7 protein-coding genes are annotated in these 15,681 nt (G+C 60.7%); 5 read left to right on the forward strand and 2 right to left on the reverse strand.

Going from position 1 to position 15,681, the window contains the following annotated elements; genetic code table 11:
* Window positions 1-88 precede the first annotated feature (88 nt).
* Window positions 89-1,906 (reverse strand): beta-N-acetylhexosaminidase, encoded by a 1,818-nt coding sequence (locus B3C38_RS09220; RefSeq protein WP_286726807.1) that lies wholly within the window; start codon window positions 1,904-1,906, stop codon window positions 89-91.
* A gap of 55 nt (window positions 1,907-1,961) precedes the next feature.
* Complete coding sequence (locus B3C38_RS09225; protein WP_286726809.1) at window positions 1,962-4,139, reverse strand: alpha-galactosidase; 2,178 nt, start codon at window positions 4,137-4,139, stop codon at window positions 1,962-1,964.
* A gap of 484 nt (window positions 4,140-4,623) precedes the next feature.
* On the opposite strand from B3C38_RS09225, the gene B3C38_RS09230 reads away from it, so the two are divergent.
* The 5 genes from B3C38_RS09230 to B3C38_RS09250 all read left to right on the forward strand — a co-directional run bounded on the left by B3C38_RS09230 (window position 4,624) and on the right by B3C38_RS09250 (window position 15,674).
* Window positions 4,624-5,664 (forward strand): glycoside hydrolase family 130 protein, encoded by a 1,041-nt coding sequence (locus tag B3C38_RS09230; protein WP_117507547.1) that lies wholly within the window; start codon window positions 4,624-4,626, stop codon window positions 5,662-5,664.
* Window positions 5,665-5,695: 31 nt separating this feature from the next.
* A complete protein-coding gene (locus B3C38_RS09235; protein WP_286726810.1) occupies window positions 5,696-7,360 on the forward strand; it encodes a GxGYxYP domain-containing protein in 1,665 nt (554 codons plus the stop codon).
* Window positions 7,361-7,631: 271 nt separating this feature from the next.
* A complete protein-coding gene (locus B3C38_RS09240) occupies window positions 7,632-10,679 on the forward strand; it encodes a SusC/RagA family TonB-linked outer membrane protein (protein WP_286726812.1) in 3,048 nt (1,015 codons plus the stop codon).
* Between the two features lie 21 nt (window positions 10,680-10,700).
* Window positions 10,701-12,500, forward strand: coding sequence for a RagB/SusD family nutrient uptake outer membrane protein (locus B3C38_RS09245; protein WP_276656622.1), 1,800 nt, complete (start codon window positions 10,701-10,703; stop codon window positions 12,498-12,500).
* A gap of 234 nt (window positions 12,501-12,734) precedes the next feature.
* The gene (locus B3C38_RS09250; protein WP_286726813.1) at window positions 12,735-15,674 is read left to right on the forward strand and encodes a discoidin domain-containing protein; all 2,940 of its coding nucleotides are present in this window, start codon (window positions 12,735-12,737) and stop codon (window positions 15,672-15,674) included.
* The last annotated feature ends 7 nt before the right edge of the window (window positions 15,675-15,681 follow it).

The raw sequence follows: 15,681 nt of genomic DNA on the forward strand, positions 1-15,681 counted from the left end.
CAATGCCCGAAATTTTGCATCGGAAAACAGGGCGCGTGGCAGGATTATGTACTTTTTTGGCAGTATCCGTGACCTGCGGTTCGCCGGGTTACTCCCCGGGGTTGCCCAGGCGGGTGGTGACGACCATGCTCCGGCGTCCGGCGGGGGTGACGGCGACGCATTTGAGCACCCGTTGTTCCCCTGGGGGAACGACCACCTCCAGATAGTCCGGCACTTCGCGGTCGAAGTCGTAGGGCGTGGCGCCGTTGAGCGTGTAATAGACCCGGCAGCCCGGGAAAGGCGGGCGGATCGTGAAGCGGAAACATCCCCCTTCGAGCGTCTCTTCGCGGATGCCGTGGGGTTGCGGAACCTGATAGGCTGCCCCTTCGGCGTCGAGCCGCGCAAGGTATGCCGGAAGGCGCTGCCGGGAGAACTCCTCCCACGACTTGCGCGCCACGGGCGACCATGCGATCTCGGAGAGGGCGTAGATGCGCGGCAGCAACTGGTACTCGACCCGCTTCCCGGTCGCCACGAATTCCGTCCACAGGTTGGCCTGTATGCCCAGCAGGTATTGCTGTTCCTCTTCGGAGAGCCCCTCGGCCGGGTCGTAGCCGTATATCTTCTCCAGCGGCAGGGAGAGGTTCAGGCTTACGGGCTCGTCGGGCGAATCCGTCCCCCGTTTGTCGAAATAGAGGTACTGGCCGGGGGTCATCACCACATGGTGGTGCTCTCTGGCCGCCGCGATGCCGCCCTGCGTGCCCCGCCAGCTCATGACGACCGCCCCGGGCGACAGCCCGCCCTCCATGATCTCGTCCCAGCCGATCAGCTGCCGGCCTTTCGACGTGAGGTAGCTGTCGATGCGGTGGGTGAGGTAGGATTGCAGCTGCGTCTCGTCGCGCAACCCCTCGGCCGCGATCCGGGCCTGGCAGTCGGGGCAGGCTTCCCAGCGGGTGTGCTGGCACTCGTCGCCGCCGATGTGGATCAGCTTCGAGGGAAAGAGCGCGACGACCTCGTCGAGCATGTTTTCGAGGAATTCGAAGGTGCTCTCCTTGCCCGGGCAGAGGACGTTGCCGGGGCCGCAGATCCAACCCGCTATTTCGTAGGATTCGTCTCCGTTCGTGCATCCCAGCCAGGGATAGGCCGTGAGGGCCGCGAGCGAGTGCCCGGGCATTTCGATTTCGGGGATGACCGTGATGTACCGCTCGGCGGCATAGGCGACGACCTCGCGGATCTCGTCCTGCGTGTAAAAGCCGCCGTATCTTCCGAATTCGAAGGTGGCGGGCTTCTCTTCGTAGCTGCCGATCTGGGATTTCGAACGCCACGCCCCGACCTGGGTCAGGCGCGGGTAGCGTTTGATCTCGATGCGCCAGCCCTGGTCGTCGGTCAGGTGCCAGTGGAAGCGGTTGAGCTTCGCGGCGGCCATGCGGTCGAGGTAGCCCTTCACGAACTCCACGGGGAAAAAGTGGCGGCAGACGTCCAGGTGAAGCCCTCGGTAGCCGTAGCGGGGGTAGTCCTCGATCTCGGCGCAGGGGATGTTACCGTCGGCGTCGGCCATTTGCAGGAGCGTCTGGAGCCCGTAGAAGATGCCGCTTTCGTCGCCCGCCGTGAGTTCCGCCTCGTGTTCGGCGACGCGGAGCCGGTATCCTTCGGCGGGGATGCCCGCGCGGGAGTCCAGTTGCAGGAGGAGCGTGTTCCGCGTTTTCCGGGCCGGCTGCTTTCCGTGCGGGGCGGCCAGTGCCGAGGCCACCCGGATCAGCCCTTCGGGCCGGGAGGCGAAGCCTTCGGCGGTGACTTTACAGCCCGGTGCGGCGAAGTGCCCTTCGCGGAGTTCGGCCCGGACGGGCTGCGGGATGAGTTGCAGGGGGCGCTGCGCCGCGGTTGCGCACAGCGTGGCCAGTACGGCGATCAGGGGGAATAGTTTTTTCATAGCATGGGTGTTTTGTCCGGCCGGGCCGATGCCGGCCCGGCCGGGGCTGGCGGGATTACTCCGCCGCCTTGAGTTCAAGTACGTGGCTGGCATGTTCGCCGCCCACCTCGAAGTCGAGGCCGGTCTCCATCAGGAACGCCCCGGTGAAGGTCTTGCCGTCCTGGGGAATGGGCTTGCCGTCGAGGCTGAGCTCCCTGACGAGGTACCTCTTCTTCGGGTCGAGCCCGGCCATCCGGAACGCCGGCCGGGGCATGTTGTGGTACTGTTCCAGCTTGTAGACGAAATAGGCCGCGTGGTCTTTTTCGGGCGAGACGTACATCAGCGATGCGTACCCGGTCTTGTCGAAGGGCGAGATCAGGCGGTAGAGGTCGCCCTGCTGCACGACGGGGCGGATCAGCTTGTAGTCGGCGATGGCGCGTCGGGCGAAGGCCTTGTCCTCGTCGGTCATGTGTGCGGGCTGGAGCTCCATGCCCATGCGTCCGCTCATCGCCACGTCGAAACGCAGTTTGAGGGGCGTCTTGCGGCCGGTCTGGTAGTTGGTGTCCACGCTCACGTGCGAGGCCATCGCCACGGCGGGGAAGAAGTTCGAAACGCCCCACTGGATGAAGATGCGTTGCAGGGCGTCGGTGTTGTCGCTCGTCCAGAATTCGTCGTAGTAAGGCAGCAGCCCGTAGTTGATACGGCCGCCGCCGCTGGCGCAGGCCTGCATCACCAGGCCGGGATATTTGGCGTGGATGCGCTTGAGGATGTTTTCCAGGCCGCGGTGGTAGGCGATGTAGAGATGCGACTGTTTGTCGCGGGGCAGGTAGGTCGACCCGTAGTTGAACAGCGTCATGTTGGCGTCCCACTTGATGTAGGCGATTTCGGGGTGCGCCGTCATCAGCTTGTCCACGACGCCGAACACGAATTCCTGTACTTCGGGGTTCGACAGGTCGAGCACGAGCTGGGTGCCTCCGCGACCCTTGTGCATCTCGCGGTGGGGCTGCTGGATCACCCATTCGGGGTGCTTCTCGAAAAGCTCGCTCTTCGAGTTGGTCATCTCGGGTTCGATCCAGATGCCGAACTTGAGCCCTTTCTCCCTGGCCGAGGCCGTCAGCCCCTTGATGCCCTCGGGGAGTTTCTCCTTGCAGACCACCCAGTCGCCGAGGCTCGACGTGCCGTTGTTGCGCGGGTATTTGTCGCCGAACCAGCCGTCGTCCATCACGAACATCTCCCCGCCCATGGCGGCGAAGTCGGCCATCATCTGATCCATCACCTCCTGGTTGACGTTCATCGAGACGCCTTCCCAGCTGTTGAGCAGGATGCTGCGCTGCTCGCCGCCGTGGTTGAGCCGGTGCAGCCGCGCCCAGCGGTGGAAGTTGCGGCTGACGCCGCCCTTGCCCTCGTCGCTGAAGGTGAAGGCGAATACGGGGGTCGTAAAGACCTCTTTCGGTTCGAGGATGTATTGCGACTGGTCTTCGTTGATGCCGGCGAAGATGCGTGTGGTGTGGGCATTGTCGTTGTCGATGGCGATACGGTAGTTGCCGCTCCATGCCAGCGTGCCGCCGATGACCATGCCGTGCTGTTCGTCGGGGCGCCCGTCGAGCGTGAGCATGAACGACGGGCAGCTGTTCTGCGTATTGCGTACGCCGTCCTTGTCCTTGATGACCCTCATGCCGTCGGTCAGCGCTTCCTCGTAGAGGTATGCCTCGGCGCCCCAGGGGCCGTGGAAGTGCGAGAGCCAGTTGTCGCCGCGGCGCACGGGCAGGAAGGCCGACGCGAAACGGTAGAGCGTGACGGGTTTCTTTTCCAGGTGGCGGATCTCCGTCCAGGTCTCGATCACCTCGCAGTCGGGATAGGTCTTGTAGTAGATGGTGACATAGAACGGGTAGAATTTGTCTCGGGTCGCGATCGCCGTGACCTGGCCGCCGTCGCGGTTCTCCCTGGTGACCGACTCCACGACCAGTTCGAGCGACATATTGCCGTCGTTGTGGGTTGCCTGAATGGCTGTTTCACGCGAGCACTGGACGCCGAACTGGGGGTATACCGGGTCGTTGAAGGCGCTCCCGCTGTCGAATACGTCGCCGGGATTCGCCAGCCGGGGGCCGAAGTACTGTATCCGGGGCGATTCACCCTTTGGGGCCGTGATCAGGATAGAGCTTTTCCTGTTGGAAATAACGATGTTATCAGCCCGGAGAATCCCGGAACCCAATAACGCGGCGCATAGCAGCACACTTGCAAAGAGTTTGTTCATAGGTGTTCCTTAGATTAAATAAGTTTTGGTTTAATAGTCATCATTCTAAAAATATGTGGTAAAATTAAGAATAATTATGAGAAAATTTAGCATTGTCGGGCATTATTTTATCACTCCCGGTCGATATTCGTGCCCGGGAGTGTCCCCTGCCCGGGGCGGGAGGTCTTGAAACGCGTGAAATCCCCCGGCTTAGGGGGTGGTTTCGGGGGCGGGTACGGGCATGGCGGCCGGCCGTCGGACGGGGATGTGCGGGCGGGATGGTTTGGGGCTGCCGGGAGCGGCCCGGGGAAGGGAGTATACGGATTTTTCGGGCGGGAGGTATGCCTTAATCATACTGTTTGTTGCTGATTATTAGTATTTAATGTGTCCGTATGGAACATTCCCGGGTTCTTGCGGGTATCCTGTGATTATACCATTTTGGTAGTATTGTATACAATTCGGCGAGTAATATAATCTACTTTTGAATTACAAAAAAACACTGACCATGCGCTACGCACATAACCCGATCCTGAGCCCCGAAGATTTGTGTCCGAGCCAACCCTCGATGCAGATCGAATGCCTGCTGAATCCCGGCGTATTCCGTTACGACGGGAAGGTCTGGATGCTGGTCAGGGTCGCCGAACGCCCTGCACAGGCCGAAGGGGAAGTCAGTTTCCCGTTGCTCGACGCGCAGAACCGCGTGACGGTGATGCGTGTCCCGGCCGCCTCCCCCGAACTCGACCTATCGGATCCGAGGGTCATCAATTACAAGGGCGAGGATTTCCTCACGACGATGTCCCACCTGCGGCTTGTGAGCAGTACCGACGGCATCCGTTTCCGCGAGGAGGCGGGATATCCGCCGCTGACGGGCAGCGACCGTTACGAAGCGTACGGGATCGAAGACTGCCGCGTCACGCAGATCGGGACGCAGTATTACCTGACTTATACGGCCGTCTCGGCCAATGGCGTGGCGGTGCGGATGCGCAGCACGTCGGACTGGCGCCGTTTCACCGATTACGGGCTGGTGCTGCCCCCGCACAATAAGGACTGCACGCTCTTCGACGAGAAGGTAGGTGACCTATATTATATGCTGCACCGCCCGAGCAGCCCCGAGATCGGCGGGAATTATATCTGGATCGCTCAGAGCCCCGACCTCCGCCACTGGGGAAACCACAGGTGTGTGGCCCGTACCCGCAAGGGGATGTGGGACAGCGCCCGCATAGGTGCCGGGTGTGCCCCGATCCGTACGGGCGAAGGGTGGCTGACGATCTACCACGGCGCGGACGCTTCGAACCGCTATTGCCTGGGTGCGATGCTGCTCGATGCCGCCGACCCGTCGAAGGTGCTGGCGCGCAGCCGCACGCCCGTCATGGAGCCTGAGGAACCCTACGAACTGGAAGGCTTCTTCGGGAATGTCATCTTCACCAACGGCCACCTGGTCGATGGCGACCGCATCGCCCTGTACTACGGGGCTTCGGACAAGGTGATCTGCCGGGCCGACCTCTCCGTAGGCGAAATCCTGGAAAACCTGCGCAAAGACTTATAATAGAAATCCCAATAAAACCTACTTAAAACTCATGAAGAAAACTTTGACCTATTGTTTCGGTTCCCTGCTTTGTCTGATGACGCTCGCTTCGTGCCAGAACGGCGGTTCGTGCTGCGGCCGCGCCGCTACGGACGTCGACCTGACGGGCAGGCTCTATCCGAAAGTCAAAACCCCGACCAAATCGCTCGTCATCGTAGACCTGCAAAACGACGATATCGAGGGGCAGGTCGCTGCCATCGGCCTGCAGGGTATCGTCAACCGCGACAGCGAACAGAAGATCTATGTGATGAACAGCCGTTGCAAGGACAACCACGGCGGCTGGAAAACCGGCCCGCACGACATGGCCCAGATGGGGCAGTTCTGGCTCGACCGTGTGCTGAAGGACATTCCGCAGGAGACCCTCACGCTCGATGCGACCAAGTCCAACCCCGGGTTCTCGGCGCTTGTCGAGCAGTATAAGAAACATATCAAGGGTGTAGTTATCTATGACCCCGAACTGGTCGAGGCCACGATCGAGGCGGCGACCACGATCGCGGCACAGACCGACGCCCTGATCGTTTCACCCCGCCTTTACGAGGAGGTGAAGGGATATGGTTTCCCGGTGATCCGGGATTTGCGCGGGATGTTCAAGACCAACATCGAGTGTGTCGACTGGCTCGTGGAAAACTATTTCGGGACGGCCAACCGCGACGTGGCTTTCACCTGGTCGCACATGACTACCGATTTCCAGGAGAGCTGGGGCGCAGCCAACAAGGACTACGTGGTTGCCAACCGCCTGTTCACCTATTTCCTCGACATCCAGGATCATGACCAGTGCGCATATTACGAGAACATCGTCAAGAAATATCCCGCCGGCACCCAGATCATGGGCTGGACCGACGAACTGAAGGCCGACAAACTCTTCGCCGAATACGGGTATTTCATGGTGCCGTTCATTTCGGTCGAGAACATGACCGTCATGTCTTCGTTCCCCTCGGTGCAGGGTACCCCCATCGAACCCAAGGCGCTCGAGGCCGAACCCAATACCGTTTATATCGCGATGCTCGTCTCCGACGGCGACAACCTGCTGCATACGATGATCTACATGCCCTACACGATCGAGGAGTCGGCCGCCTACGGCGATGTCCCCGTGACGTGGATCATCAACCCCGCCATCGTAGACCTCGCGCCGCGTGTTTTCACCTGGTACGAGCAGGTGATGAACGAAGGCGGCCAGGAGATGGGCGCCATGATGGGCGACGGCTCCCCGACGACCGACCGTTACAGCGGCTTCTCGTTCTATTGCGCGCTGACGCGGCATTACCTCAGGCAGGCCGGCATGCACACCCTCAAGCAGATGGTCGACGGCGAAGCCGTGGCCTGGAACGTACAGCCCTACTGCCTCGAAGGCGGTTATGCGGGCACCGACTGGCGCGGTATCGGTTCCGACGAATACCACATGGACAACAACTGTTTCCATATCGGTACGACCAATTCGCGTCCCGAATACCTGAACAAGGTGCTGGACAGCGCCCCGGTAGACGAACCGCTGTTCCTGTCGGTCATGATCGGCACGGCGAGCGAGGATGTGACCACCTATGCGTCCGAGCTCAAAAAGCAGATCGAAGCCCGCAACGACGGCCGGAAATACGTGTTCCTGAGGACTGCCGACCTGGCCGCGACGTACCGCGCCTATAAAGGTCTCCCCGTAGAATAATCGTGCGGAATGCCGCGTGCATCGGTGTGCCCCGACGGGCACACCCTGTACGCTGACGTCCCTGACTATTGCGGCGGGTGTTTCCGACTGCACCCTGCAAAAAGCGTTGGGATATTCGTAAAAACCTAATTATAAACCACTTATTAACTTGACACCTAATTGGCCACAAACTGAAAAGATGTAAAACCTACCGATCCGCCGGGAGCCGGGCGTTCCCGCGGAAAGCAAAGAAATGACAACCAACGAACTACATTAACGATTGATTAAAATTATGAAACAAAGCTTACTGAAATTAGCTTTCGCAGCAGTGATGTTGATGCTTGTCGCTCCGTTCGCAGGCAGTCGGGCTGTTGCACAGACGCACAATCTGACCGGAACCGTCGTCGACGCACAGGGTAATCCGGTTGCGGGTGCCGCCGTGGTGATCGACGGAACGACGAAGGGTACCTCGACGGGTTCCGACGGTTCTTTCGCACTGAACGGCGTTATGGCGAACCAGAGCCTTCTGGTGACATTCATCGGTTATGAACCCCAGACGGTTGCCATCGGCTCGCAGACGAATATGAAGGTCGTGCTCAAGGAGGACAACCAGACGCTCGACGAAGTGGTCGTCATCGGTTACGGCGTCCAGAAGAAGAGGGACGTGACGGGGTCGATCACCTCGGTGAAGAGCGACGTGTTCGAATCGCGTTCGGTCGAGAACGCGCAGCAGGCCCTGCAGGGAAAGGCCCCGGGCGTGCAGGTGCTCTCCTCTTCGGCCGCTCCGGGTTCGAGTCCCTCGATCCGTATCCGCGGATTCAGCTCGAACAATTCGGGCGCATCGGAGCCCCTCTATGTGGTGGACGGCCTGAAGGTGTCGGACATTTCCTACCTCGACCCCTCGTCGATCGAGTCGATGGAGATCCTCAAGGACGGTGCCTCGGCGGCCATCTACGGTGTCGAGGCCGGTAACGGCGTCGTACTTATCACCACCAAAAAGGGTAAGAAGGGCGACGGCCGCATCTTCTACGATTTCACCTACGGCATCACCTCGCTGGCCCGCAAGGCCGACCTGATGAATGCCGAGCAGTACGTGGCCTACCAGACGGCCGCCGGCAACAGCCAGTCGCTGTCCGCGTGGGACGGTAAAACCGATACCGACTGGTTCGACGTGCTTTACGGCGACAACGGTTCGTTCCAGCGCCATACGGCCGGCGTCGAAATGGCCAACGACTATGGTTCGGTTTACGCTTCGCTGTCGTATATGGACAACGACGGTATGTACTACGGCAACAAGGACTGGCTGAAGCGTGTCACCTTCCAGCTCAACGGCGACTACAAGGTCAAGAAATGGCTCACCTTCACGACCAACAATACGGTCGAAAGTTCGCGTTCGCAGAACAGCGGCGACGGCGTGAGCAATCTGGGCAACAGCAACCAGTTCATCAACCCCTACGGCATGGATCCGCTGCTGCCCGCTTTCTGGGACAAGGACAACCTGCCGGCATACATGACCGAGCTGATCGCACAGCAGGGCGACGACATGTTCATGAAGAACGAGAAGGGCGATTACGTGGGCATCCCGTTCGCCGCCAAGGACGCGGTCAACCCGCTTACCCACTATTACAGCAACACGGGCGAGCATAAGAACTTCGCCCTGCGCGGTGCGTCGTCGCTGGTTTTCGCCCCCGTCGAGGGCCTTACCGTCACGTCGCGTGTCGGTTACCGGCTCGAATCGACCAATTACAGTTTCTACGGCGTGCCGACCTACTTCGCCGTGTCGTCGCGTACGAAGATGCAATTGGACGGAAAGACCACGATGAACCGCTTCTACATGTGGGAGAACTTCGCCAACTACAACAACACGTTCGGCAAGCACACGATCAACGCGATGGTCGGTATGTCCTACCAGTACGAGTGGAGCAACTTCACTTCGGGTTCGACCAACGGCCTGACCGACAGCAGCAGCAATTTCCACCACTTGGACTTCGCTTCGACCGACGCGACCAAAGGCGTGGGCGGCAGAGTAGGCGAAATTTCCAGTATCAGTTACTTCGGCCGTGTCGGCTATACGTTCGACAACCGTTACAACATCATGGTCAATTTCCGCGCCGACGCTTTCGACCGCTCCAAATTGTCGAAGGAAGCCCGCTGGGGCTATTTCCCCTCGGTGTCGGCCGGGTGGACGATCTCCAACGAGCGGTTCATGCGCGATATCGACCCCAAGATCATTTCGTTCCTGAAGCTCCGCGCTTCGTACGGTGTCAACGGTAATATCAGCGCGCTGGGCGCTTTCATGTACAGCTCGTCGATGAGCGTGGGCGATTATTACCCCATGAACGGCTCGCTGGTTTCCACCGTCTATCCTTCGGATGTGCTGGCCAACCCGGATCTGAAATGGGAGACGGCACGGCAGTTCGATGCCGGTATCGACGCGCGTTTCCTGAACAACCGGCTGACTTTCGGGATGGACTTCTACAATAAGAATACCGTCGACCAGATCCTTACATTGACGCCTCCCCTTGCGACGGGTACCACGAGCATGGCCAAGAACATAGGCAAGGTCAACAACCACGGTTTCGAGTTCGAACTCGGCTGGCAGGATCAGGCCGGTGAGTTCACCTACGGTGTCAATGCCAATCTTGCCACCATCAGCAGCGAGGTCAAGGAGATGGAAGGTACGCGTATCGTGAACGACCTGTCCGATTTCGTCTATTTCGACAAGGGACAGCCCATGTGGAGCTACTACGGCTACAAATACCTCGGTGTAAACCCCGAGGACGGCAGCGCCATGTATTACGACAAGGACAAGAGCGGTACGATCGACGACAAGGACAAGGTGTACCTGGGTTCGGCCATCCCCGACTTTACCTACGGTATCACTCTCAATGCCGCTTACAAGGGCTTCGACCTGACGGTATTCGGCAGCGGCAGCCACGGCGGCCTGCTGAGCCTCTACGGCGCCCGCCTGACGCCTTCGGCCAACAAACCCTCCGAACTGTGGACGGATTCGTGGGACGTGAAGGGCGCCGGGGCCAAATACCCGCATCCCGATCCGATCGGCGATACCGCTTCCAGAAACTCGAGCATGTGGCTCAAGAGCGGTTCCTATTTCAAGATCAAGCAGATCCAGCTGGGTTACACGCTGCCTTCGTCCTTTACGACAAAGATCGCCATTTCGCGCCTGCGCGTCTATGTCTCGCTCGACAACTTCTTCTGCATCACGCCCTACTGGGGTATGGATCCGGAAGCTGTCAGCGGTACGTCGGGCATCGGCATGGACTATGGCGACTACCCGACCCCGAAGACCCTGACATTCGGTGCAAACCTTTCGTTCTAACCTAAAAACATTACGACTACTATGAAAAAGCATATTTTGGCATTAGCCGGACTGCTTGCCGGAGCGATGATGGTGACCTCGTGCTCCCAGGCGCGTCTCGACGAAGTGGAGCACCTCGGAGTCACCGAAGTGGACAAGACCTATGCGGAGGCGGACGATATGACGGCCCAGCAGCTGATCGCGAACGTATACGTCACGGCCAAGTACCTGATGATGGGCGACTGGGGCGTACACTACATTGCAACCACCTCGGCCAAGACGGCCGAGTGCTGGCCGGGCGGCTCGGGCCCGAACGACGGTACCGACTACCACCGCATGTCGGCCATGATCGACGATTCGGAGAACAACGCCTACAAGGAGATGTATACCCGTTTCTACAAGATCATGTACAAATGCAACATGATCGTCGATAAACTCAACGACGGTTCCGATGAGCGCAAGCGCGTGATCGCCGAGGCCAAGGCCTGGCGTGCCTGGGCGATGATGCGCCTGACGCAGCTGTGGGGCTCGGCCCCGCTCGTGGATCACGTGCTGGACGGTATCAACTATTCGTTCTATCCCGGCAACTCGAACCCCGAGGACAACTGGAAATGGATCATGACGCAGTTCGACGAGGCTGCTGCCGTGCTTCCCTCGAAGAGCGGACTGGGCGGCCAGAAAGCCATCGGCGGCCGCTGGACGGCCGAAGCCTGCTACGCTTACAAGGGCCAGGGGTACATGTGGCAGAACGATTATGCCAACGCCAAGGTCGAACTGGCCAAGGTGATCAACTCGGGTAAATACGAACTTTGGGAGAAGACCGCGACCATGGGCCCGTCGAGCTACGGGACGAACATGCAGCTGGCCAAGAGCCAGAACGAAAACTGGAGCGACGGCAACGAGGAGTACGAATACCTGACGCTCTACCGTGCCGAGGCCGATTTCTGCGACGAGTTCCTGCTCGAACTGGACATCGACGGCGATGCCACGACCATCACCAGCACCGAGCCTTACTGGTTCCGCGCCTACATGAACTGGCGTAAGGACGAGGTCAACCTGCCGGGCAACACGACGACCGCCTCCGACGGCTGGGGCTTTGTCAACCCGACCCGCACGTTCGGTTATGCGTTTGCCAAGCACGATGGCAACAGCGTGCGCCGCCGTGCGGCCATCGCTACTTACAGCGAGGTGTACCACGACTTCCCCTACCTGAACAAGGACGTACGCGGTGTCATGTCGAGCATGTTGTTCGAGAACGAGGGCTATTTCCGCATGAAATACTACGACTTTGTGGACGACGTGGTTCCCGAGCGTTTCGCAAGCGGCCAGACCAACGGCAACCGGACGAACTTCCCGCTGATGCGCTATGCCGACGTGCTGCTGCTCTATGCCGAGGCTGTCTGCATGTCGGGCGAGGGTACGGCCAACATCACGGGGCTGGAGGCGCTGAACAAGGTGCGCCGCCGTGCGGGCCTTACGGACGCCCCCGCACTGGATATGGATAACGCCGAGTACGGTATCAAGGCCGAGCGCCGCTTCGAGCTGTGGCTGGAGGATTGCAGCCGCTATGTCGACCTGATCCGCTGGGGCGATTACAAGAAATTCATCACCGACACTTCGATCGACGGTGTGAGCGAGCATTGGGGTAACGAATGCGCATGGCTCGTCGGACTCAAGGACGCGACCGTGCGTACGACCGATCCTACCGATTGGAGCAACTACGAAGTGCGCTACGACCCGCTGTCGACGCGCGGCAGCTGGAGCGACCGCTTCTACCTGTGGCCGTTCCCCTATGCCGAAACGACGCAGAACCCGAACCTCGTCCAGAATACCGGTTGGTAAAAACCGGTTGTGAAGGCCGTACCGGCCGGTTACCCGGGGCGGTATGATAATCCGGCGACGGCGGTGGATCGTTTTTGTTTCACTTCGCCGTCGCCGGGATTTTTTCCGGCCGGGCCGTCCGGATCGGCCTGCATCGGCGGGTTGCCGCCCTTCGCGTGCGTGCGGCCGTGCGGTGCCGGATGACCGGCGGCGTTGAAGCCGTGCGGGAGCGAATAATCTGTAAAAAACGAAGGAATGAAAAAATATCTGTTGATCGCAGCGTCGCTGTTGCTGTGCCTTCCCCTGGCAGCCGCTGTGCAGAAAGTGTCGCTCAACAGCGACGGCCGGGTTGCCGCATGGCAGCTCCGGGCGCAGGACGAGGTGACCGACGTGAAAGCCATGCTCGGGGCGGGCTACGATGCCTCGGGTTGGGTCGCCGCGGTCGTCCCGGGGGCGGCCTTCACGTCGTTCGTCGAGGCGGGGATCGAATCCGACCCCAACTTCGGCGACAATGCCTACAAGGTGGACAGGTGCAAGTACGACCGCAATTTCTGGTACAGGGCCGAGTTCGCGACCAAAGACCTGCCCGCCGGTGCGCGCCGCTGGATCTGCTTCGAGGGCGTGAACCGCGGGGCCGAGGTCTATTTCAACGGCGCGCGGCTGGGGTCGCTCGACGGGTTTATGGATCGCGGCATGTTCGAGGTCACGCACCTGCTGCGGCAGGATGCCGCGCCCAACGTGCTGGCCGTGCTGGTGCGCGTGCCGACGAACCCGATCGCCAATCATGCCAGCCCGACCTATATTTCCAGTGCGGGCTGGGACTGGATGCCCTACGTCCCCGGGCTGTTGGGCGGCATCACCGACGACGTGTATTTCACCACGTCGGGCGACGTGTCGCTCGTCGACCCGTGGGTGCGTACCAGGGTGCCTTCGCGCGAGCAGGGCGTCGTCTCGCTGACCACCGAACTGAAGAACCACTCGCAGCAGGAGAAAACCGGGGTCGTGAGGGGCGTCATCCGCCCGGGCGACATCACCTTCGAGAAGCGATTTAAAATAGGGGCGGGCCAGCAGCGCACCGTGGGCGTCGACCCCCGCGAGTTCCCGCAGCTGACCGTCGACGACCCGGCCCTGTGGTGGCCCAACGGGTACGGCGACCAAAACCTCTATACGTGCGAGCTGACGTGCGAGGTCGACGGCGAGGTTTCCGACTGCCGGACGGTGACGTTCGGCATCCGGGAGTACTCCTACGACTTCGTGAAGGGTGTGTTCCAGCTCTCGGTCAACGGCGAGCGCATCTACTGCAAGGGCGGTAACTGGGGCATGAGCGAGTATATGCTCCGCTGCCGGGGCGCCGAGTACGACCTCAAAATCCGCCTGCACCGCGAGATGAACTACAACATGATCCGCAACTGGATCGGTTCGACGACCGACGACGAGTTCTACGAGGCGTGCGACCGCTACGGCATCATGGTCTTCGATGATTTCTGGCTCAATTCGCATCCCAACCTGCCGGACGACGTGTTCGCCTTCAACCGCAACGCCGTGGAGAAAATCAAGCGGCTGCGCAACCATCCTTCGATCGCCGTCTGGTGCGGCGACAACGAGGGCGTGCCCCTGGCGCCGCTCAACGAGTGGCTGCGCGAGGATGTCAAGGCCTTCGACGGCGGCGACCGCTGGTACCAGCCCATTTCGCGCGAGTACGGATTCTCGGGCAGCGGCCCCTGGGTGAACGCCCATCCGATCTGGTACTTCACGGCCCACCCGCTGGGCTACGGAGACCACAAGCTCGACGGCTGGGGCTTCCGCACGGAGATCGGCTCGGCCGTCTTCACCAACTACGAGAGCTATAAGAAGTTCATGCCCGAGCCCGAGCGGTGGCCGGCTTCGCCCGGGATGCTGGACAAGCATTTCTTCGGCAACTCGGCGGGCAATGCGCGCCCGACCCGTTATTTCGCGGCCGTGGAGTACAATTACGGCAAGGCCGCGGGCGCGGAGGATTTCTGCCGCAAGGCGCAGCTGCTCAACATCGAGGTCAACAAGGCGATGTACGAGGGGTGGCAGCACCACCTGTGGAACGACGCTTCGGGCATCCTGACCTGGATGAGCCAGTCGGCCTACCCGTCGTTCGTATGGCAGACCTACGATTACTATTACGACCTGAACGGTGCCTACTGGGGCGTGCGCAAGGCCTGCGAACCGCTGCATATCCAGTGGAGTTACGCCGACAACACGGTCAAGGTGGTCAACGCCAGCGGCGAGGCCTACAACGGCCTGCGTGCCACGGCGGCGGTCTACAATATGGACGGCAGCGAGGTGAAGCACTACGCGCAGCGGGCCGCCCTGTCGTCGCTGCCCAACACGGCGATCCGGGTGATGAGGCTCCCGTTCCCGGAAGACCATAATCTCGCACGGGGTAAGAAAACCGTCGCCTCGTCGTCGGAGAATGACGTTTCGCATGCCCCCAAGTCCGTCACCGACGGCAATACGGGCTCCTCGTGGCGCTCGGGCGGCCCGGGCGAGCAGTGGGTCATGGTAGACCTGGGCGCGCCCACCGAGTTTTCGGACATCGTCCTGACGTGGGAGAGCGAAGCGGCCAAAGCATACGAGATACTCGCGTCGGACGACGCCGAAGAGTGGCGGACGGTCTACACCAGCGGCAAGCCCAGCACGCCCATCGACCAGATCCGGATCGACCCCGTGACGGCGCGCTATGTCAAGTTGCAGGGCACGGCGCCCCACGACGACTGGCAGCTGGTGCTCTTCGAAATGGAGCTTTACGGCCCGGAAACTCCGGCCGAAGAACTTTCGCCCGTGCATTTCATCCGCCTGCGGCTGACCGACGATGCCGGGAACCTGCTCTCGGAGAATTTCTACTGGCGTTCGAACCGCCTGGGCGACTACCGTGCGCTGAACGACCTCGAACCCGCGAAACTGGATGTACGCACGAAAGCCGAAACGGTGGACGGCAAGCGCATCATCCGCGCGACCGTCACGAACCGGGGCCGCAGCGTGGCGTTCGCCGTGCGCCTCATGCCGGTCTATGCCTCGACCGGGGAGCAGATATTGCCGGTCATCATGGACGACAACTACTTCACGCTGCTGCGGGGCGAGGCCCGGAAGGTCGACATCGAGATCGACGAGTCGCTGCTCGGGGAGGATACCTACAAACTGGTCGCAAGGCCCTATAACGATTGATTGCGGG

Origin of the sequence: Alistipes sp. UBA1686 (assembly GCF_002320215.1) — a bacterium.
GTDB classification, from domain to species: Bacteria; Bacteroidota; Bacteroidia; order Bacteroidales; family Rikenellaceae; genus Alistipes; species Alistipes onderdonkii.